The organism is Streptomyces ardesiacus, from assembly GCF_003112575.1.
GTDB classification, from domain to species: domain Bacteria; phylum Actinomycetota; class Actinomycetes; order Streptomycetales; family Streptomycetaceae; genus Streptomyces; species Streptomyces ardesiacus.
The window spans coordinates 290372-310563 of sequence record NZ_BEWC01000005.1 but is presented as its reverse complement, the minus strand read 5'-3'; the positions used below and the strand labels follow the sequence as shown (position 1 = coordinate 310563).

The following is a 20192-nucleotide window of genomic DNA, read 5'->3' as shown; positions in this document are numbered from 1 at the left end:
CCGCCCTCAGCCGGAGGGACGGTCGCAGGTGACGTCGGCGGCCGGCAGCCGGCCGGTGGCCAGGTAGCCGTTGACCGTCGCATCGGCACACGCGCTGCCGAAGACGCCGTACACGGCGTGCTGGTCCGCGCCGCGGAGGGTGACCAGGCGCGAGGAGGGCCACGTGCGGCGCAGCGACCGCGCGTTCTCGTAGGTCGTGCGCGGGTCGCCCGTCGCGTTCACCAGCAGGGCCGGGAGGTCGTCGCGGACCGTGGTCGGCCGTTCGCGCGGCGGGTCCCAGAAGGCGCAGGGTCCGATGTTGTTGGTGACGGGACCGAACAGCGGGTACGCCGCGCGGGACCGCTCGACGTCACGCCGGTACACCTCGGGCGAGCGCGGCGCCGCGACGTCCCCGCACAGGATCGCCGTCTGCCCGCTGCCGTACGCGGAGTCGGACCCGGTCAGCAGGAAACCGAGCGCGTCGGCCAGCCACGGCGAGGGCGTCACCGTACGGCCGTCCGCGGCGCGGCGCAGGTCCCGCACGGCCCGGGCGAGATCGGCGTAGGCGGCGTCGTTGTCCTGCGAGAGACCGTTGAGGAGGACGACGGGCAGCACCTGCTCGTCCACCCGGTACCCGCCGACCCGCAGGGGCGACCGCCCGGCCGCCGCCCGGATCCGCTCCACGGTCGCCAGCACCCGCCCCGGCGTACGGCCCAGACCGTGGGCGGCGTCGCGGCCGGCCGCCCAGGCGGCCCAGCCCCGGAGCGCGTGCCGGTTGGCGGGCTCCGTCCCGCGCAGCAGCCGGGGGCTGTAGCGGTCGGCGGTGACGACGCCGTCGAGCACGACCCGGTCGGTGCGGCCGGGGAACATCGTGGCGTACACCTGGCCGAGGTAGGTGCCGTAGGAGTACCCGAGGTAGGAGATCCGCCGCTCGCCGAGCGCGGCGCGCACGACGTCCATGTCGCGGGCGGTGTTCCGGGTCGTGACGTACGGCAGGACGTCGCCCCGGGTGGCCCGGCAGCGGTCGGCGAGGTCCTCGGCCACGGCCACCGACCGGTCGAGGCCCGACCGCCCGGACCCCGCGCCGCGTATGAAGGAGCCGGTGGGCCAGTGGCAGTCCAGCGGCGTGCTGCGGCCGACGAAACGGGGGTCGACGCCCACCACGTCGTAGCGTTCACCGACCTGCTTCATCGCCGCGCGCACCCACGGCGGGTCGCCGATCGTCTGGCCGCCGGGGCCACCGCCGTTGAGCAGCAGCGCGCCCACGCGGTGGGCGGTGTCGGTGGCCCGGATCCGGGAGATCGCGACGGTGAGGGTGCGGCCGTCCGGTTCGTCGTAGTTCAACGGGACGGTGACGTCGGCGCACTGGGCGCCGGCCTGCCGGAGTTCCTCGCCCATCGCGTCGTCGGGCCCGAGCCGGCAGCTCTTCCAGTCGAGGTGCTGCCGGTGGTAGCGGGCGAGGGGGTCGGCCGACGCGGGGCCGGGCCCGTGCGCCGCCGCGGGCGACGCGGTGAGGGTGAGCGCACCGGCCAGGCACAGGGCGACCCCGGTCGCGGTGCGTGAGGCGAGCCGGTGCAGGGAGCCGTTCATGGATGCGTCCTCTCCGAGGACCCGTCCCCGCAGAGGGACGTGTCGACGACGTCGAGAAAATCGAGTTCGGCCGGGAGCGTGTCGGGCACCGTGTTCAGGGCGACGGCCACGCTCCGGCCCCCGGGGCCGACGGCGACCAGCGCCCGGTGACCGCCGGGCACCGTCCCGGCGTGCCCCCACCACGCCCCGCCGCAGGACAGCGGCGTCGAGATCAGGCCCAGCCCGTAGCGGCCCCCCGGCCACAACCGGTCGGGATCGGCCGCCACCGTGCGGCGCATCTCGGCCAGTTGGGCCGCGGGCAGCAGCCGGCCGTCGAGCAGGGCGGTGGCGAACCGCGTCAGGTCGCCCGGCGACGAGACCAGGGCGCCGCCCACACCGGCGAAGGTCATGTTCCAGCCGGTGCCGTCGACGCGACCGCCGTCGGCGCCGGCGAAGTAGCTGCGCGAGTGCGGCCCCCGGATGCGGGTGCCGTCACCGGGCCAGTACGTGTCGTGCAGCCCCAGCGGCTTGAGGAAACGGCGGTCGATCTCCGCCTCGGCGCTGCGGCCGGTCACCTCGCGGACGAGCAGGCCGAGGACGAGGTAGTTGGTGGTGGCGTAGTGCCAGGTGCCCTGCGGCGGGCGCGGCAGTTCGAGCGCCCGCCCGACGAGGTCGCGCGGCTCGAAGTGGCGGTACCGCAGCCGCTCGGGGTGCTCCCACTCGGGGGCGTCGAGGTAGTCGGGCAGTCCGCTGGTGTGCTGCAGCAACTGCCGTACGGTGACCGGGCGCCCGTCGTCGCCGTACCCGTCGAGCAGCCCGGGCAGCCGCCGGCCGACGGGCTCGTCCAGCGAGAGCCTGTGCTCGGCGACGAGCTGGAGGACGAGCGCCGCGGTGAACGTCTTGGTTACGCTGCCCACGCGCAGCCGGTCGGTGGCGGTCATCGGGCGTCCGGTGCGCAGGTCCGCCGTACCCGCGCTCTCGGTCCAGCGTCCGCAGGGCCTCTCGGCGGCGGGGTCGGTCACCAGGACCGCGGCCCCGGCGATGCCGTCGTGATCGGTGAGGACGCGCAGCGCCCGGCGGGTCTGCTCGCGCCCGCCGCAGTCGTCGCCCGTGGCGGAGCCCGACGCCCGCGCGGTCGCCGCGGGCACACCGGCCAGCACGGTGGCCGTCACCAGCGCCAGGAGCACGGCACGCCTGCGGGTCCGCGAAGCAGATAAGAAGGTTGGCATGCCACGCCACGGTAGGTGCGCGGGTCCCCGAGGTCGCTACGGCAGGCAGGTGCTTGGAACCTGGGGACCGCCCACGCCAAAAGCGGGCGCGGTCCCCCTGGACGGCGGCGACTTCGCGCTGGTACGGGGCCGGCGGCGGCACCTCGGCCACCGCGTCACGAGGCACCGTGATCCTGGCCCGGGGGGCCTCTCGTCGCCGCCTTCCGGCGGGTCGGACCGCTCCCCACCGGTTCCCTTCGGAGAATCGGCCCTCAAGGTGTGTTCCGGGTGAGAGGGCGATGAGCGTGGCCACGGAGAGCACAGGCACGGGAGAGCCCGCCCGCGGGGGCAAGGTCATGACCTGGCTGTCGAAACTGTTCGAGGTCCACCCCGCCGGGCTGAACTGGCCGCGAGCGGTTGCGTTCCTGGACGCCGCGCTGGTGCCGATGTTCGTCTTCTGGGCGATCGGCCACGAGGAGTACCTGCTGAGCGCGTTGTTCGGCCTGCTGTTCGCGGCGCTCGCCGACCCGGGAGGCGGCTACGGTCACCGCGCGCTCCACGTCTCCGTCTTCGCGCTGACCGGTGCCGGGGTGACCGCGCTGGCCTTCGGTGTCGGCTCCGGTTCCTGGGGGCTGCTGACGTGCGTCTCCTTCGCGGTCACCCTGGCGGCCGGGCTGATGGCCGCCTTCGGGGCCCGGAGATTCGTCAACGCCCTCCTTCTCAACGTGTGGTTCGTCGTCGCCGTGGGCTTCGAGTCCGGCATCCACCAGGAGGGCCGCATCACCAGCCACGTCTGGGCGCAGGTGCTTTCGTGGACCGGAGGGGCGTTGCTGTGGATCACGGTGGCGTTCCTGTGGTGGCTCGTGCGGGGGCGCACCGACCGGGACCAGCCGTTCTCGGAGCTCCCGGGCGACACGTCCCGCAAGGGGCTGACCCGGCCGCTGGTCCTGTTCGCACTGATCCGCGCCCTGGTCATCGGCGGTACCGTCGCGCTGGCCTTCGGGCTGGACCTGTCGTACGGCTACTGGATCCCGATCGCGGCCATCGTCGCCCTGAAGCCGAGCCTGGAACAGGCCGCGCTCGCCGGCGCGCAGCGGCTCGTCGGTGCGTCGATCGGTGCCGTCGTGGCCGCGCTCCTGCTGTGGGTGCCTGCGGGCGAACACGGGCTCAGGCTGTTCGCGGTGCTCGCGGACTCGAAGTGGTGGCACTCGTCCTGCTGATGCACGGGGCAGGGATCCGCTTCTGGAACTACACGCTCTACACCGCGGCCATCGCCGCCGGAGTGCTCGTCCTGATCGACCTGCCACAGCCCTCCGACGATGCGGCCGAGGGCTACCGGGTGCTGTGGACGCTGTGCGGCGCCGGTACCAGTCTGATCGTGATGCTGCTGGCGGGACTGCTGGCCAGACGCACCGCCGGCACGCCGTCGCCGTCGGTCTGAGGCCAACCAGGCGGCGGCCGGAGTCGTCTTCCCGTGGAACTGCGCGAAGGCGGCGCACCGCCGTGATCGACGTGCGCACGGCCCGAGCGCCCGCGCGCCACCTGACGGTCCCGGCCGCCGACACCGTCGACGCAGACGCAGACGCAGACGCAGACGCAGACGCAGACACCGAGGCCGAGCAGGCCGTGCCCGAACCGGGCGAGGACGCCACGGTCGCCGAGGCGATCGAGGTCCCGAAGTCCCGCGCCGGCGCAGGGCGTCCCTCGCCGTGGTCCGGGACGACGGGGGCGGTTCCCGGCATCGTGAGCGGCCGGCAACAGGACCGTCCCGTCCGCCGCTGTCTACAGTGCTGTAGAAAGCCTCCTGCGGCGTGATCGCCGACCGCATCGGCCCCTCATCGGCGAGTGGGCCGAGCGGGCCGGCGCGCCATGTGAAGGAGGCAGGGCAGCAGATGCCCCAGCAGCAGTTTTCCCGTGCCCGAGGGGTCCTGGCCCGTCGTTGCACGGCTGTCGTCCAGGCCCGCTGGTTCGCGGTCACCGTCTTCTCCCTGATCCTCGCCAACGCCGCGCTCCTGGGCGCCGAGACCTACTCCGGGATCGTCGCCGGCTGGCAGCACTGGTTACGGCTGGCCGAGCACGTCTGCCTGGTCGCCTTCACCCTCGAGATCGTGCTGCGCCTGGCCGCGCACGCCGATCGTCCCGGAGCGTTCTTCAGGGACCCGTGGAACCTCTTCGACCTGGCCGTGGTCCTGTGCGCGTTCCTGCCCGTCGTGCGCGAGAACACCACCGTCCTGCGGCTGCTGCGCCTGGCCCGGGTCCTGCGCACCGCCCGCTTCCTGCCCCAACTGCGCATCGTGCTCATGGCGGTGGTCCGCAGCCTGCCCGGCACACTGAGCTTCCTCCTCGTCGGCGCACTGCTGCTGTACGTCTACGCGATGGTGGGCTGGGTCTTCTTCGGCAGCCACGACCCCGAGCACTACGGGTCCATCGGCCGCGCCGTACTCACCCTCTTCCTGCTGATGACCCTGGACGGCATCGGCGACGCCGTCCACGGCGGCCTGGACATCTCCCGCTGGAGCCTCCTCTACTACGGCTCCTACGTACTGCTCGCTTCCTTCGTGCTCGTCAACGTCCTCATCGGTGTCGTCATCACGTCCCTCGACGAGGCCCGCGAGATGGACGGGGCGGCCCCGGCGGAGCCCAGGCCACACGCCGACCGGACGGAGCCCCGGCCGCACGCCGACCGGACGGAGCGCACGGCGCTGGCCCACCGCATCGAGGAGGCCCGTCGGGCCCTGGACGCACTCGAACGCGAACTGGTGCGGACACCGCCACCCCCGGTGGACGGCACCCGCCGCCGGATTCCGACCGCGCAGCGACGCGACTGACCCGCCGGGCGGACCTCCCGAAAACGACCCGCTCACCGGGATCGCCGTCCGTGACCGGCTCCGGGCCGTCAGACGCGCGGTCCGAGAAACAGGCCGCCGCTCGCGTCGATGACCTGCCCGGTGATCCAGCGCGCCGCGTCGGAGGCGAGGAACGCGACCACGTCGGCGACATCCTCGGGCCTGCCCAGCCGATCGAGCGCCGTCGTGCCGGCGATGAGTTCCGCCAGGCCCGGTGCCTCGAAGGACGTCCCGTTGGTCGCGGTCCGGGTGGCGCCGGGAGCAACGGCGTTCACGGTGATTCCCCGTGCGCCCAGCTCGTTGGCCAACGTCAGGCTCATGGTCTCGACCGCTCCCTTCGTCATGGCGAAGGAGGTCTGGGAGGGGTTGGCCATCCGGGTCGCCACGGAGGAGATCGTGATGATGCGGCCCCCGTCGGGGAGCAGGTCCAGCGCGCGCTGGACGATGAAGTACGGCGCTCGCACGTTGACCGCGAACAGGTGGTCGAACTCCTCGCGCGTCGTGGCCCCGATCGGCCCGGCGGGCGCGGCTGCCGCGTTGTTGACGAGGACGTCGAGCGGCCGCCCGGCCAGTGCGGCCTCGACTCCCGCGAAGAGCGTGTCGATGTCGTCCTCCACGCCCAGTTCCGCCCGGACGGTGATCGCGGTTCCACCGGCACGCTCGATCTCGTCGGCCGTCGCTGCCGCACCGTCCCCGTCCGCGCCGAAGTGCACGAGGACCGCGGCCCCCTTCGCCGCCAACCGGACCGCGATCGCCCGTCCTATGCCGCGCGACGCGCCGGTCACCAGAGCCGTCCTGCCCGTCAGGTCGTCTGCGTCCGTCATGCCCGCCCCCCATTCTTGTGAGTGTCTACCAATGTGGTAGTCACTATCAGCAAGGTAGGGTCTACCACATGGTGGACCGGCCCTCAACCCTGCGTGCGCAACGGCGAGCGGAGACGCAGCGCATGATTCAGACGCTCGCGGTCCGGATGTTCGTCGAGCGCGGATACGACGCCACGACCGTGGCCGACATCGCCGAAGCCGCAGGCGTGGCGCCCATGACGGTGTACCGGCACTTCCCCACGAAGGAAGACCTGGTGCTCGTCGACCAGAACGGCCCGCTCGTCGCCGAGCACATCGCCGCCACCTCCCCGGCGCAGCCCCTGGTCCGCCGTATCGGCAGTGCGCTCGTCGCCGCGGCCGCGACGTTGACCGGCGGCGCTCGCCCGGACGACCCGGCGACGGGCGACACCTTCCTGCTCGCCCGCCTCCAGCTCATGATCTCGACGCCCGCCCTGCGAGCCAGGCACCTGGACAGCCACTACGCCCTTCAGCAGGCGATCGTCGACGCCCTGGCGGACGATGCCACCGATCCCGACGCGGCGTTCCGCGCCCGAGCGGCGGCCGGCGCCTGTCTGGCCGCCATGCACACGGCATTGGTGCGCTGGGCCGAGGACGACGGGCGGACCGAGCTTCCCGGCCTGATCGTGCAGGCGCTCGTCGCCGCCTTCGGCGCCGATGCCGTCGACGTCGACCCGGCCGGGTGAGGAGTCCACGACGTCACGGCGAGGGAAGGCGGGGCGCGACCGCCCACCCGGTCCGGCCGTGGCGAAGTCGATGAAGCGCTCGAACGGGCCTTGTGTCACCCGCCCGCGTCGGCCGCGCGGAAGACGCGGTTGAGCTGGTCCTCCAAAACCGCGGCGGCGGACTCGGGACTGCGCTGACCGACGAGGACGCTGGTGCCGAGTCCCGCAGACATCGCAAGCAGGCCGGCCGCGGCCAGGTGCGCGTCCACGCCGGGCCGCAGCAGATCCGCCGCCTGCGCCTGCCGGAGGACGGCGGCCAGGACGCCTTCGGCGGCGTCGGGGTTCCTGATGAAGGGCTGGGCCGCGAGCGTCCGGTCGGTCACGGCCAGAACGGCGTACGAGGTGTAGAGGTGGTGGAAGGTGCGGCTCTCCTCGTCGGTCGGCAGCGCCGTCATCAGCAGCGCTTCGACCGTCGCACGTGGCCCCGGACCGTCCCCGGCGGCTCGGACGCGGGTGGCGAGCCGCTCCCCGAACTTCCCGGCCAAGTGCTCCAGTCCGTAGAGCAGCAACTTCTCCTTGGTCTCGAAGTAGTACTGCACCAGCCGCAGTGACACGCCCGCCTCGGCCGCCACGTCGCGCATCCCCACGGCGTGCAGCCCGCGTCGTCCGGCGACCCGGACGAGCGCCTCCGCGATCTCGGTGCGCCGTTCCGCATGGTCCACGCGCTTGGGCATCGGCTGCTTCTCCACTCGTCGTCCGCCGCCCCTTGATGGTACATCCGTATCATCTCCGTGATACGTTCGTACCACGAAAATCGACCCTCCGGAGGTGGCCGTGTCCGAGACCACTGCCCGCACCCAGGCCGACGTCGGCCGCTATGTGAGCGACTCCTGGCGCGACCGCTACTTCGCCGCGTGCGACGCCGTCTACGCGATGGGGGCACGCGCCCTCGCGGAACACGACGTGGAGACCTCGTTCGGCACCACCCACGTGTACCGCTACGGACCCACCGACCCCGCGGCCCGCTCCCGCACCCCGGTCGTCCTGGTGCACGGAGCGGGCTCCTGCTCGGCCATGTGGTACCCGAACACCCCCGCCCTCAGCGCCGACCGCCCCGTCTACGCCGTCGACACCCCGGGCGACCCCGGGCGCAGCGTGCAGCGGGAGCCGATCCATCAGCCCGAACGGGCCGCGCAGTGGCTGGACGAGACGCTCGACGGCCTCGGACTCGAACGCGTCCACCTCGTCGGTGCCTCGTACGGAGGCTGGCTCGCCCTCAACCAGGCGCACCGCAGCCCCGGACGCCTCGCCTCGGTCACCCTGCTCGACCCGGGCGGCCTGGAGAAGGTGGGCCTGCGCTTCTTCGTCTGGATCTTCGCCGGCCTCTTCGCGACCTTCGCACCCAAGGCGCTGCGCCCGCGCCTGGCGGCCTGGCTGGAACAACCGGTCCTGGTCACGCCCGAGCTGCGCACGATGATCAGGACGGCCGTCCGTGCCTACCGCATCCGCCGCCCGGCACCGCTCCCCCTGTCCGAGGCGGAACTGACCACCCTTCGCACCCCCCTCTACCTGGTGCTGGGCAGGCGCAGCCTCCTGGTGCACCCCGAGCGGCAGCGGGAGCGCGTCCCACGTCTGGTGCCGGGCGCCCGGGCCGAGATCATCACCGGCACCGGGCACGGACCTCAGATCGACCACGCGGACGAAGTCAACCGCAGGATGCTGGAGTTCATGGCCTCCGTCGACTGACGATCGCCGAGTCGGCACGAGGCCGGGCCGGTGACGAGAATCAAACTCGCGCTCTCAGCTTGGAAGCGAGGACGCGCGAGCGTGCTGTACGGCCACGACGTGCGCAGATGCCGTGCGCTCCGCTGGTCCTGCGCGTCGGGTCGCACCGCTGTTGACCGTGTTGGTCCACTCATACGGGCACGCCATGGGCACGGAGCTCGGGCGGTGTCGGCGGGGGAACCGTCATCAGTGGGGGACGGGCGACGGCCGAGTCGCGACCCGTGCTGCCCGCTCACTGCGGGGCGGTCCTGCCCGGAACAGCCGGGCCGGCAAACAGGGAACGGACCTGGGCGTGATCAGCCGGGTTGCTGCTTCATGGCCCGGCGATTTCCCGCTCGTTGCCCACCACTGTGATCAACTTTGTGCGTTTCGTTGACATTTCACCCGGGAGCCCTACCGTTGGGAGCGCTCCCATAACAGCCTTGCAACTGGAAGGAGTTCCCCCCACATGCGCACACAGAGTCCGTTAACCGGGCGTTCGCGCTCGTCCCTCCGTCGCCCTCTCCAGGCGCTCGTCATGCTGTTCGCCGTGGTGGTCGGCGCACTGACCTGGTCGGCCCCGGCCCAGGCTCACGGCACCATCGTCGACCCCGCCTCCCGGGCGTACCAGTGCTGGAAGACGTGGGGCAGCAACCACACGAACCCGGCCATGCAGACCGAGGATCCCATGTGCTGGCAGGCCTTCCAGGCCAACCCCGACACCATGTGGAACTGGATGAGCGCACTCCGCGACGGCCTCGGTGGCCAGTTCCAGGCGCGGACCCCCGACGGGACGCTCTGCAGCAACAACCTCTCGAGGAACGCCAGCCTGGACAAGCCCGGGCAGTGGAAGACCACCACCGTCGGCAACAACTTCTCGGTCCACCTGTACGACCAGGCGTCCCACGGTGCCGACTACTTCAAGGTCTACGTGAGCAAGCAGGGCTTCGACCCCAAGACCCAGACACTGGGCTGGGGCAACCTCGACTTCATCACGCAGACCGGCCGTTTCGCCCCGGCGCAGGACATCACGTTCCCCGTCCAGACTTCCGGCTACACCGGACACCACATCATGTTCGTGATCTGGCAGGCCTCGCACCTCGACCAGGCCTACATGTGGTGCAGCGACGTGAACTTCGGCTGAGCCGGGCAGCGCCGCACAAGGCACCGGCCTGAGCGTCGAGCGCACCATGTGCGAAGGACCGACGGCGGGCCAGCGGTAAAACACAAACCCCAGGTCGCTGACCTGGGGTTTCGTGTGGAGCGGATGACGAGAACCGGACTCGCGCTCTCAGCTTGGGAAGCGACGGCGCTTGCATGGCCGCGTAGCTGCTGACCTGCACGGATTCGTATCGGGACGGCAGGTGTGAGTACTTGGGGGGCACTGTTGGCGACCGTGTTTGTCCAGTCTTACGGGCGCGCTGTGGGCACGGGAGTGACCAGTGGCCGGGCTGCACAGCGCTCAATGCCTGCACCGGACGGACCGGACCGTCTCCGAGGGTGATCTGGAGGGCCCGTCGCGACTGCGCACCGGGAGCCGACGTGTGGACCGGTGAATGTTGGTGACGTATTCTCCTATGTACATCACCAACATTGCGTGGGAGGTGCGATATGTCCGTGACCCAGATCGACATCGACGACGACGCCCTGGAGCGAGCCATGGCTCTGGCCCGCGTCCGGACCAAGAAGGAGGCGGTCAATCTCGCTCTGAACTTCTACGCCGAACAGCAGGAGCGCGCGGCGCGCATCAGTCGTCACTTCGAGCGTGCCCGTGAGTGGGGTGCCGTCGAGGACGCCGAGCGTCTGCACGGGGCGGAGAAGCACAGCCGGTGATCTACCTGCTCGACACGTCCGGCCTGGTCCGGCTGCTCCGCGATCCGAAACTGCAAGTGGCCTGGTACGACGCGATCGATGCCGGGGCCATCGCATCCTGCTACGTGCAACGCACCGAGTTCCTCTACAACGCCCGGAACCGCCGCGAGTACGACGAGATCGCGGAAATGTTCTCCGACCTCTATCCCGATGCGGCGGTGCCGAAGAACGCAGGGCGTTGGATCAGCGCGGTGCAACACCGCATGGCGCAGGCCGGGGAGCACCGCAGTGCCTCGACAGTGGACCTTGTCATCGCAGCCACTGCCGCCCACCACGGCCTGACCGTCCTCCACGACGATGCCGACTACAGCACTGTCGCCCTGCACGCATCCGACCTGACCGAGCACAACATCCACGACGTCGTCTGACGTGCCTTTGCCGTCTGACGGGTGGCGTATTCGGGGTGGCGAAGGGTCCGTGCCGGGCCAGGCGGAGGATCCGCCGACGGCGTGCCCCAGCAGGTCGTCAGCGGCGCTACGCCGGCCGCCGACCCCGGTGATCAGCGCTCCGACCCGCCGCGGCCAGTCCTGACCCGCTGTGCGCGATGGTCAGCTGCTTCTGCTGGAGCGGTGGGCGAGGGAACCGGGGAACGGCTGTCGCACGGGTTCGGGACCCGGCGGCTGGAACGAGGCAGTACTCAAGGACCTCTGCGAAATCCGGCCCGGGCCGCCGTACACCCGCCTGCCGGCAGCGGCACGTACGCGTCTCGGCACTTGGCCGGCTGCGGGGCGGCGGTACGCGAGCTCAAACGACAGAACAACTGACCCGGACCGATCGTCCGCGCGTCCGAGCCTGGCCGACAAAAAGGCCCAGGTCTCTGACCTGGGCCTCAGTCATGGAGCGGGTGACGAGAATCGAACTCGCGCTCTCAGCTTGGGAAGCGAGGGCGCTTCGCGGGGGAGACCACCTCTCACCTGCGGCTACGTATTCTGGAGCGCGTTTTCGGCTACCTGTTCCGCGCCGCTGTTTACCGTTGTTGTCCGGTCGTATGGGCACGCTGTGGGCACGAGGCTGGTCGGCGCTGCTTCGCGGAGGGCCGCTGGGCACTTGGCGATGAGGAATGCCTGGCGGGGGAGCACCGCTGCCACGGTGACTTGCGTGTGCACACTCCTGACCGAGGATGCCAAGATCGCAAAAAGCGTCTCTTTGGGTACAGACTTCGATCTTCGCCGCAGGCAGCCTGGGGTTCTGGGCGAGGAGGCGGCCGATGTGGTGGATCGGGATGGGGCTCGGAAGCGTCGCGGGTGTTGTGGTCCTGCGCGTTCTGCTCCGGCAGGTCCGGGGGCTGTTGCTGGACATCGGTGACTTGGTGTGTGCGTGGACCGAGGTTTTGTCGAGTATCGGCAGCAAGGCGGGGCAAGGGGGTGGATGCTGCGCTGCCCGCTATCGGTGTTCCGGCGTCGCAGAGGCTCCGAGGTGCTTGCGTAGGCTCAGGTAGACGATCAGCGTGATGCCATGGTCGGTCTGAGCGGCCCCGTCTTCGCGTGGTGGACGGTACCGGTGTGACGGTCGACGACGAAGATCGCGCTCCGACCTCGCCCACGACACCGAACTGACCTGGGTGACCCAGCGTCCGCCCCGGTACCTTGCCGACGACATCGACGGCCGCGCCCTGTTTGACGCGGCCACCGCCCGACGCCGTGCCCTCGGCGAGGGCCGCACCGACACCGGAGGCGTCGCCTCACTGGGACATCGTCGCCGTACCGCCGGTGCGCGAGGCCCGGGAGGCCGGGCGGCTCAAAGCGTCGCCCGTGTTCGCCCGCCTCGACCGTGACGGCGTCGCCTGGGCCGACGGCACGCGCGCTCCCGCCGACGCCGTAATTTGGTGCACCGATTACCGGCCTGCCCTCTCGCACTTGCCACCCCTGGGTCTGGGCGGCACGCGCGGTTGCCGCCTTCGGCGCGGGGCTGCGGTCCGCGGTTGGTCAGCGCGCGTTCCTTGCGTTGGGGGGAGTAGGTCGTGGTGGCGGGCGTTGGTATTGCGCCGACGCAGGTAGCGGTGCAGTGCCTGGGTTTGTCGCGGGGCGGCTGCGGTGGTGGTGGGTGGGGGAGGAAGCACAGCTCGACCTTGTTCTTCTACGTGTATGCGGCGGTGACGGTGAGTACCCCGGTGATCGTGGAATCCCGGCCGTCGTCGGCCGAGGAGTACGGTGAAACCAGGCTTTCGGTTTGCCGTCCCCGGTAGGTAGGCGAGTGCGATGTCCGACCCCGACCCCCCGCGGGTGGCCAGGCTCCTGCCCGACGCTGTGCATCAGGCGGTTTCGCGCCCCGGAACCGCCGTGGTGCGGCTCGAGACGACCCATGACCGGAAGGGCGCGCTCGACGGGGCGTGGTGGCCCCGCTCCCGCGACATCGCCGGTGAACTGCCCGGCCTCGTCTCCGCGCTGTCCGAGTACCTCGGGCCGATCACACGTGTCGGTCTGGACACCGACGCCTGGGACGAACTGCCGACGCGGCTGACGATCGACGGTCGTGTCGTCCGCATCGACTCCTTCCCGGTCGGAGACGACACCGTTCTCATCACCCGGGGCGGCAATGATCTCTTCTCGCTGCTGGTGGTTCCGCCGCACACCGCGGCCGACGCGGCCCGCGCGGCCATGGCCGCGGCCGTGCGCGCAGGCAGTCAGACGTCGGCGGAACAGATCCTCATCGACACCGGCACGGAGCGTGTGGGCCCGGGGCATGCACCCACCGCTGCGCTACGCCACGGCCGCCATGAGCCGGGCCGCTGACGACGCGCTCGTCTGGGGCGGCACCACGAGGAGATCCCAACGGCCCGCGGTGTAGGACTGCAGCAGGATCCTGTGCGGGTTGAGCACCTCGGTGAATCGGTCGACCGCCACGTCGTAGCCGTTGACGACGACCACGCCGTGCGGGACAGGCTGCCAGTGGCGGGGATTGACGGCCACGTGGGTGAGTCGGCCCCACAGCGGATCGATCACGTCGGCGAGTTCGCCGAGCTCTCGTGCCAGGTCGCGGGTCCGTGGCCACCAGGCGCCGTCCGGACGGCCGAAACGGCTGGCGGATCCTAGGACGAGGCGCGCGGCACGTGGTCGGAACGGTGCCGCGTGCGGACGGAGCTGAGTGGTGTTCATGATCATGAGGAAGAAGCCTGACTGCGGGCCTGCGCCTACTGACGGAGCGCCCGGTGGTGGGTGAGCGAGGACGGGACCGGCGGCGCCGGTACACGAAAGCCCTCGAAGTCCTCAGGCTACTCCTCGACGAGCCCCGACAAGAGGCTTCGGCCTCATCGGGTGGACTGCCCCCGGCGTACGGCCTGCTCGGGCGCCGCGAAGAGTAGGCTGGAGGAACCGGGGACACTCCGCGCACGGATATTTCGCGTCTGTGCCGTTCTCGGCGATCGAATACGCCGGGTCGGCTCAGGCCCGCCCGGGGCAGGGTTCGCGTCATGACTGCGACCGTCTCCCCTCCGACGTCGTCCGAAGACCGGCGTCCCACCTCCCCCGTACGTCTCTCGCTCGCCCCCGCCGGTTCGGCACCGCTCCTGCTCGACGGCGCCTGGTGGCCATGCTCGCGTGATCTCACCGCCGAACTGCCGGCCCTGGCGTCCGTTCTCGATCCGCTGTGGGGGCGGATCACCCGGATCACGGTGAACCCCGCCCAGTGGCCGGTCGTCCCGCGCAAGGTGCCTGTCGCCGGGCACGTGGTGAAGGTGGGCTGGTTCCGCTTCGAGCAGGACGAGCACGAGGTGCTGCTGCTCTCCTACCACGTGGGCCGCTGGAACCTGCTGGTCGTTCCCCCGCAGACGCCCTCGGCCGCGGCCGACTGGCTGATGGCCGCGGCGAGTGACCCGCGCCGGACAGCGACCGCGAGCAGCCTGCTGGCGGATGCCGCGCGTCTGACGGTGACCGCCGAGGCCGACCGCACCAGGGAAGCGGTGTGGGAGTCCGAAGGAGGACATGGAGCCGGTGCTTCCGTCACTTCTCCATGGCTTCGAGTCGTCGTCGCCACACCGGAGGACCGGCCGGAAAGGGTGTGAGGGCCATGGACATCCTCGTGACGGTGTTCGTGCTGCTGGCGGTGATCGCGGCAGGCGCGTTCCTCATCCACCGCCTGAACTCTCAGCACGGGGGCAGAAGTGCCGCCTTCCACTACGGCCGCAGCGGTGTCGTCGCACCAGACCGGAAGACCGACGAAGGGCCGGCGGTACGCCGACGGTCCCCGGTCGCCAACGACGCCGGCGAGCGCCGGGGCTCCCGGTACGGCGGACGCGGACGGCTGCGTCCTGGACGCCGCCGTACCCACGGCGGCGTCTCGCCCCGCTAAGTGAGGACGCGGGCCCGTCGGAGCGGGGCGCCGGCGTCGTGGAGGCTGGTGAGTGCCAACCGGTAGGAGGCGACCAGGCCCGTTTCCGCGTAGTCGACGCCCAGGTCCCGGCAGTACCGCCGGACGATGGCGCGGGCCTTGCGCAGGTTGGGGCTGGGCATGCTCGGGAACAGGTGGTGCTCGATCTGGTGGTTCAGGCCGCCGAGCGCCAGGTCGGTGAACCGGCCGCCGTTGACGTTGCGTGAGGTCAGCACCTGGCGGCGGAGGAAGTCGGGGCGGTCGTCGGCCGTCAGGATCGGCATCCCCTTGTGGTTGGGTGCGAAGGCCGAACCGAGGTAGACGCCGAACAGGCACTGGTGGACGGCGAGGAAGGCGATCGCCATCCCGGGCGGCAGGACCCAGAACAGGGCGGCCAGGTAGACGGCGCAGTGCCCCAGGAGCAGAGCGCCGTCGACTGCCCGGCGTTTGAGCCGGCGGTTGGCCATGGCCCTGCCGCTCGCCACGTGCAGGTTGAAGCCCTCCAGCGTGAGCAGGGGAAAGAAGAGGAACGCCTGCCAGCGGCCGAGCAGGCGGGGCAGTCCGGTGGCGGCGCGGGCCTGGTCCGGGGACCAGACGAGCAGGTCGGGTCCGATGTCGGGGTCGAGGTTCTCGGTGTTGGGGTTGGCGTGGTGACGGGTGTGCTTGTCCTGCCACCAGCCGTAGCTCATGCCGATCGACGCGCCGGCGATCCGTCCGGACAACTCGCTGGCCCGGCGGCGGCGGAACACCTGCCGGTGGGCCATGTCATGGGCGACCAGGGCGACTTGCCCGTACATCACGGCCAGGAACGCGGCGATCGCCAGTGTCCACCAGGAGGCGCCGACGAGGACGAACGCGGCCCATCCGGCGGCGTAGAGCCCGGTCACGGCGGTGATGCGTAACGTGTAGTAGCCGGGGCGGCGCCCCAGCAGTCCGGCGTCCGCGATCTTCTTCGACAACCGGGCGAAGTCGCTGCCGGGAGTGTCGGGGCGCGTGGCGGTGGTGGTGGCCATGGTCATGAGGACGTCTCTCTCAGAAGCGGGCGGATGACTCGGGGCGGCCCCAGGGCGAGTAGGGCGCGGGGAGCGGGTGCGTACATGGACGTGCCCGCGGCGGCTCCTACCACCGAGGTGCCCGGGTTCCCCGCCCGGTGGGTCCCACACGGCCGCGCGGACCTGCCGCCGCCGTCGTGGCCGGGGGCCGGGCTTCTCCGTCGGCGCCGGGCCGCCGGTCGTCCAGGGCGGCGGCCGTGAGGAGAGCGGCTGCTTCCTCCGTCGCGTCCGGCGGGATCACCTGCAGGTCCCAACGGCCGAGCCCGGGGGAGAGCAGGACGACCCGGTCCGGGGCGTGCGGAGAGGCGGGGGCCTTGTGCAGGCGCACGACCTGGTTGGCGACGAACATGCGCCCCGGTGCCGCCGACCAGGCCGCGGCGTCCACGGTGACGCCGGTGATGTCGCCCCACGCTCTCGGCAGCGCGGCGAGCATCTTCGGGAGCTGTGTCAGAAGATCGCGGGAGTACGGCCACCACACCCCGTCGATCCGGCGCGGCAGCGCGCCGTGTGGCGCGAGACGCAGGCGGACGAGGGGCAGGGGCGGGGACAGTTGGAACGGTGCGGTGGGGACTGTGGCGATCACGTGGGATCTCTCTGACGAGTTGGGTGCCGGCCGGTTCGGCAGGGCACGGCGGCCGACGGTCCGCGGGCTGTCGGGCAGCGCCGGACGTGGCCGGTGGATCCGGGTGCTGGAGGTCGTGCCTGGCCGCTCTTGCCGGAGGAAAGCGCCGACAACCGCCGCGAGTTCGCGGGAAGGGAGTCGACGGGCGTATGCGGGGTGAGGGGGGGGAGACCCTCCCGCGTGACGAACGCCGGCGGATACCGGGGTGGAGCCGGTCCGCCACCGGCGTGCCTGATGCCCTCGGTCTCCTCAGACTACTCCTCGGCGTGTAAAGGCGGCGTGACAGCAGGTCACCGGTGCCGTCGGAGACGGTGGGCACCTCCGCGGCGCCGGCCCGGACCGACGGCCACCACGTCTCATGGCGGCGGTACGCGCAGGGCCAGCAGGGCCACGTCGTCGGTGCTGCCGGGCGGCAGGTGGGCGAGCACCTTTCCGCACAGCCTGTCCAGCGGCTCGTCGACGAGCGTGAGGGCGTGCCGGCGCAACCGGTCCAGGCCCGTGTCGAGGTCGCTGCCCGGTGTCTCGACGAGCCCGTCCGTGTACAGCAGCAGGGTGGAGCCGGGCTCCAAGGGATGCGCGGCGTCCGGTCGGCCCGCGCCACCGACGGGTCCGGTGCCAAGGAGCAGTCCCTGGCCGGCTTCCAGGTAGCACGCGGTGCCGTCCGGGGAGAGGAGCAGCGGGGGCGGGTGCCCCGCGCTGGTCCAGCGGAGCGTCCAGGGTCCCGTGTCCGGGTCGCCCTCGACACGGGCGAGGATCAGGGTGGCGAGCGGGACGGTGGTGATGACCGGCATGGCGGCGTCGAGGCGGTCGACGACGGCGCCGGGCGGTCCCGTGTGGTCCCAGGCCAGCGAACGCAGAATGCCGTGCAGTTGGGCCATACCGGCAGCCGCGGTCAGGTCGTGGCCCACGACGTCACCGATGACCAGGGCGAGCGCGCCGTCCTTCAGGATGAAGGCGTCATACCAGTCCCCACCGACCTGGGAGCCCGCGGGTGCGGGCTGGTAGCGGGCGGCCAGCCGGAGGTGGCCCGGCCGGGGCAGCGGGGCGAGCAGGTTGCGCTGCATGGCCTCGGCGACGGCGCGCTGACGGCCGTAGCGGCGGGTGTTGTCGATGAGCACGCCGACCCGGCGGCCGACGTCGCCCACTGCCGCCAGGTCGTCTTCGTCGAAGGGGTGCGCCGGGTCGGTGCGCACCACCGTCAGCGCCCCGGTGATCCGGTCCCGGGCGCCGAGGGGCACCGTAACGGCGGAGCTGGCGCCCACCGCCGTCAGAAAGCCATGGTGGAGAGCGGCGAGAGGAGGGTGTCCGGCGGCCGGGGTGACTGCAGCCACCCGCTCCTGGAGCACGGATTCGCCCCCGGTCAGCGCACGGCCCAGCGGCGAGTCCTCCCCCTCACCGGCCCCCTCCGCGCCGGGTACGCTCCGGCCCTGGAATCCGGCGTCCCGTCCCTCCGGACCGGTCACCGCCACCCGGTGGACCTCGTCGGAACCGGTCCGCAGGTCCACCGCGGCCCAGTCGGCCAGACGGGGCACGAGCAGCCGCACCAGGCGGGCCAGCGCCTCGTCGGTCTCCAGGGTCTGCCCCAGGACGTCCGTGATCTCCGCGACCAGGGACAGCCGCTCGTTGAGGTCCTCCAGAGCGCGTGTGCGAGCCGTTCGCTCCCGGTGGACGCGGTGGTCCTCCGTGGCGTCCGTGAACAGCAGCACCATGCCCTTCACGGAACCCTCCTCCGTCAAGGGGGACGCGGACCAGGTGACGGCTAGCAGGCGGCCGTCACCCCGCAGATATGTGCCGCCCTCCCCCTGTGCACCCCTCCCCTCGGCCAGCGCGTGGAGCAGTGGGCACCGGTCCCGCGACACCCTGTTGCCGTCCGCGTCCCGGTGCAGCAGATCGTGTGCGTCGGCGCCCCGCATCGCCGCGGTTGTGCGGCGCAGCAGCCGCTCGGCCGCCGGGTTCGCGGCGATCACGCGTCCGGCTGTGTCCAGCACCAGCACCGCCGTGACCAGTCTCTCGAGAACCTGCCGCCAGAAACCTGGCTCGACTACCGGCCACGGCCCCACGTCATCACCCACCGCATCGCGCACGGACCTCCAGAAGCTGCGTTCCTGTAGATGGTGCTCCGACGCGGCCCTGCTCGCACGGCATCGGGGCAGTCGGCGCACACTGCGCGGGCACGGCCCACGGGCCGGCCAGGTCCGGACCAGGGGCAGTCGTCATCCCGCTGTCTGTCCGGACCCGCGCCGTCCTCGCCCCGGTCCGCGAGGAGCGCAGCCCCGCCCGGGCCCGGGCGTCGGATGCTCAGGACGACGGACGCGGCCGGGACCGTGACGAGGACGGCGAGGCTGACGGGCGACGGGATCTCCGGGACGCTGCGAGCCCTGCTGAGGTAGCGGAACCGGTCGAGCAGTCCGACGGGGAGGAAGTACAGGGCCCACAGGCCGAGAATGGCGAACGCGTTGCTGGTGCAGACGATGAAGGCGTCGTCGCTGACCGTCAGGACGGCGAGCACACGGATCACGGCTACGACGGTGTCGCGGTGGCTGAGGGGCCGGCCGAGATGATGACAGTCAAAGCCTGGGCGGTCGTGGGGAGGATGCCCGTCCCGAAAAGGGACAGCCAGAGACCCCCGCGGAACAGTTCGGAGTCGCGCGCATGCTCAACAGGATCCAGTAACGGGTGGACAGGGAACCGTCCCCGCGCCTTGCCACCTTCTCGGCGGCCGACAGCGTGCCGACCGCGTCGGCGTACCGGCGTTCGTACAGATCGACGTAGGCGTGGCGGACGAGGGCACACGCCCACAGGTCGTAGGACTTCGCCTCCTGGCTGGCAGAGGCGGCGAGCGTGTAGGAGGCGGCGGCGTCGGTGTAGCGGTTGCCGTCGAAGGCCAGTTCTCCGGCGAACTGGAAGAGGTCGCCGGCCGTGCCGCACAGGGCCTGTGCTTCGACCTCGGGCCGTCCGTCGAGGGTCTCGTTCAGGGCGGTGAGCTGGTCGCGGACGACCGGGTAGACGGAACGCTTGGCGCGGGCGAGTTGGTAGATCTGCCACAGGTGTCCGTTCATGCGCAGGAAGTCGTCGGACATCCCGCGCAGCGCGCCCTCCGCGAGGGCTGCGCCCTCGTCGGGGGGCAGGGCCACCAGGGCACTGGTGACGGTGATGGCGCGCAGGAACTGGCGTCGGATCATGTCGTCAAGGTCCCCTGAGCCGTGGTGGCCGCGAGGCGGCGGCTCTGCCGACTCCGGGTGGGCTGCTCGTGGCTGTCCCACCAAGGCGTCGAGTTCGTCAAGGTCGAGGTGGAGTAGCTCGGCCAGCCGTGGTCTCAGCGGCGGCTGCGGCGTGGTGGTGCGGCTTTCCCAGCGGCCGACGGTTCGTCGGTCCACGCCGAGGGCGTGCGCGAACTCTTCCTGACTGTAGCCCAGCGCCCTGCGCCTCTCCGCAAGCCCCATGCCGCCCCCTTTCCACGCATCAACC

Annotated in this window: 20 protein-coding genes and 2 pseudogenes; 12 read left to right on the top strand and 10 right to left on the bottom strand. The window is 71.5% G+C overall.

Annotation, left to right across the window (positions count from 1 at the left end; genetic code table 11):
• Nucleotides 1-6: 6 nt before the first annotated feature.
• Nucleotides 7-1569: an alpha/beta hydrolase gene (locus tag Sdi02f_RS17975; RefSeq protein WP_031085168.1), complete on the bottom strand. Its 1563-nt coding sequence runs from the start codon at nt 1567-1569 to the stop codon at nt 7-9.
• On the bottom strand, nt 1566-2777 hold the full coding sequence (locus Sdi02f_RS17970; protein WP_030401464.1) for a serine hydrolase domain-containing protein: 1212 nt from the start codon (nt 2775-2777) through the stop codon (nt 1566-1568). Before Sdi02f_RS17970 ends, Sdi02f_RS17975 begins: the two co-directional genes overlap by 4 nt.
• Before the next feature lie 278 nt (nt 2778-3055).
• On the opposite strand from Sdi02f_RS17970, the gene Sdi02f_RS17965 reads away from it, so the two are divergent.
• From Sdi02f_RS17965 to Sdi02f_RS17960, 3 genes are all read left to right on the top strand, one after another.
• Entirely contained in the window at nt 3056-3976 is a 921-nt protein-coding gene (locus Sdi02f_RS17965; protein ID WP_234334113.1) for an FUSC family protein, read from the top strand.
• Entirely contained in the window at nt 3955-4197 is a 243-nt protein-coding gene (locus tag Sdi02f_RS36480) for a hypothetical protein (RefSeq protein WP_234328428.1), read from the top strand. Before Sdi02f_RS17965 ends, Sdi02f_RS36480 begins: the two co-directional genes overlap by 22 nt.
• Nucleotides 4198-4648: 451 nt before the next feature.
• Nucleotides 4649-5584 (top strand): ion transporter, encoded by a 936-nt coding sequence (locus Sdi02f_RS17960; RefSeq protein WP_031085161.1) that lies wholly within the window; start codon nt 4649-4651, stop codon nt 5582-5584.
• Between the two features lie 68 nt (nt 5585-5652).
• On the opposite strand, the gene Sdi02f_RS17955 is transcribed toward Sdi02f_RS17960, so the two are convergent.
• The gene (locus Sdi02f_RS17955) at nt 5653-6426 is read right to left on the bottom strand and encodes an SDR family oxidoreductase (protein WP_031085159.1); all 774 of its coding nucleotides are present in this window, start codon (nt 6424-6426) and stop codon (nt 5653-5655) included.
• A gap of 122 nt (nt 6427-6548) precedes the next feature.
• Here Sdi02f_RS17955 and Sdi02f_RS17950 point away from each other — a divergent pair, with 122 nt between their 5' ends.
• Nucleotides 6549-7130, top strand: coding sequence for a helix-turn-helix domain-containing protein (locus Sdi02f_RS17950; RefSeq protein WP_234342008.1), 582 nt, complete (start codon nt 6549-6551; stop codon nt 7128-7130).
• A 95-nt stretch (nt 7131-7225) separates the two neighbouring features.
• Here Sdi02f_RS17950 and Sdi02f_RS17945 read toward each other — a convergent pair whose 3' ends face one another.
• Nucleotides 7226-7843: a TetR/AcrR family transcriptional regulator gene (locus Sdi02f_RS17945; protein ID WP_030401459.1), complete on the bottom strand. Its 618-nt coding sequence runs from the start codon at nt 7841-7843 to the stop codon at nt 7226-7228.
• A 100-nt stretch (nt 7844-7943) separates the two neighbouring features.
• Between Sdi02f_RS17945 and Sdi02f_RS17940 the strand changes: the two genes are divergently transcribed.
• The 6 genes and pseudogenes from Sdi02f_RS17940 (at nt 7944) to Sdi02f_RS17910 (ending at nt 13477) form a co-directional block, all read left to right on the top strand.
• A complete protein-coding gene (locus Sdi02f_RS17940) occupies nt 7944-8855 on the top strand; it encodes an alpha/beta fold hydrolase (protein ID WP_382183317.1) in 912 nt (303 codons plus the stop codon).
• A gap of 487 nt (nt 8856-9342) precedes the next feature.
• Entirely contained in the window at nt 9343-10017 is a 675-nt protein-coding gene (locus Sdi02f_RS17935) for a lytic polysaccharide monooxygenase auxiliary activity family 9 protein (protein ID WP_474303518.1), read from the top strand.
• A gap of 467 nt (nt 10018-10484) precedes the next feature.
• A complete protein-coding gene (locus Sdi02f_RS17930; RefSeq protein WP_030401456.1) occupies nt 10485-10706 on the top strand; it encodes a type II toxin-antitoxin system VapB family antitoxin in 222 nt (73 codons plus the stop codon).
• Nucleotides 10703-11113, top strand: coding sequence for a PIN domain-containing protein (locus Sdi02f_RS17925; RefSeq protein ID WP_031085156.1), 411 nt, complete (start codon nt 10703-10705; stop codon nt 11111-11113). Before Sdi02f_RS17930 ends, Sdi02f_RS17925 begins: the two co-directional genes overlap by 4 nt.
• A 1160-nt stretch (nt 11114-12273) precedes the next feature.
• Nucleotides 12274-12634: pseudogene (locus Sdi02f_RS36475) on the top strand (pyridine nucleotide-disulfide oxidoreductase); the annotation flags it as partial.
• Nucleotides 12635-12943: 309 nt separating this feature from the next.
• On the top strand, nt 12944-13477 hold the full coding sequence (locus Sdi02f_RS17910; RefSeq protein WP_030401453.1) for a DUF5994 family protein: 534 nt from the start codon (nt 12944-12946) through the stop codon (nt 13475-13477).
• On the opposite strand, the gene Sdi02f_RS17905 is transcribed toward Sdi02f_RS17910, so the two are convergent.
• Complete coding sequence (locus Sdi02f_RS17905; protein WP_234319746.1) at nt 13445-13840, bottom strand: DUF5994 family protein; 396 nt, start codon at nt 13838-13840, stop codon at nt 13445-13447. The genes Sdi02f_RS17910 and Sdi02f_RS17905 overlap by 33 nt on opposite strands.
• A gap of 314 nt (nt 13841-14154) precedes the next feature.
• Between Sdi02f_RS17905 and Sdi02f_RS17900 the strand changes: the two genes are divergently transcribed.
• A complete protein-coding gene (locus Sdi02f_RS17900; RefSeq protein WP_030401451.1) occupies nt 14155-14745 on the top strand; it encodes a DUF5994 family protein in 591 nt (196 codons plus the stop codon).
• A gap of 5 nt (nt 14746-14750) precedes the next feature.
• The gene (locus Sdi02f_RS17895; RefSeq protein WP_030401450.1) at nt 14751-15032 is read left to right on the top strand and encodes a hypothetical protein; all 282 of its coding nucleotides are present in this window, start codon (nt 14751-14753) and stop codon (nt 15030-15032) included.
• On the opposite strand, the gene Sdi02f_RS17890 is transcribed toward Sdi02f_RS17895, so the two are convergent.
• The 5 genes and pseudogenes from Sdi02f_RS17890 to Sdi02f_RS17865 all read right to left on the bottom strand — a co-directional run bounded on the left by Sdi02f_RS17890 (nt 15029) and on the right by Sdi02f_RS17865 (nt 20167).
• The gene (locus tag Sdi02f_RS17890; RefSeq protein ID WP_030401449.1) at nt 15029-16069 is read right to left on the bottom strand and encodes a fatty acid desaturase family protein; all 1041 of its coding nucleotides are present in this window, start codon (nt 16067-16069) and stop codon (nt 15029-15031) included. The two genes, Sdi02f_RS17895 and Sdi02f_RS17890, sit on opposite strands and share 4 nt — an antisense overlap.
• A gap of 100 nt (nt 16070-16169) precedes the next feature.
• A complete protein-coding gene (locus tag Sdi02f_RS17885) occupies nt 16170-16685 on the bottom strand; it encodes a DUF5994 family protein (protein ID WP_030401448.1) in 516 nt (171 codons plus the stop codon).
• A gap of 395 nt (nt 16686-17080) precedes the next feature.
• Nucleotides 17081-18712, bottom strand: a complete 1632-nt coding sequence (locus Sdi02f_RS17875) for a GAF domain-containing SpoIIE family protein phosphatase (protein ID WP_245962219.1) — start codon at nt 18710-18712, stop codon at nt 17081-17083.
• Between the two features lie 194 nt (nt 18713-18906).
• Nucleotides 18907-19257, bottom strand: a pseudogene (locus Sdi02f_RS17870) (TerC family protein); the annotation flags it as partial.
• Nucleotides 19258-19291: 34 nt separating this feature from the next.
• Nucleotides 19292-20167 (bottom strand): helix-turn-helix transcriptional regulator, encoded by an 876-nt coding sequence (locus Sdi02f_RS17865; protein ID WP_497595014.1) that lies wholly within the window; start codon nt 20165-20167, stop codon nt 19292-19294.
• Between the last annotated feature and the right edge of the window lie 25 nt (nt 20168-20192).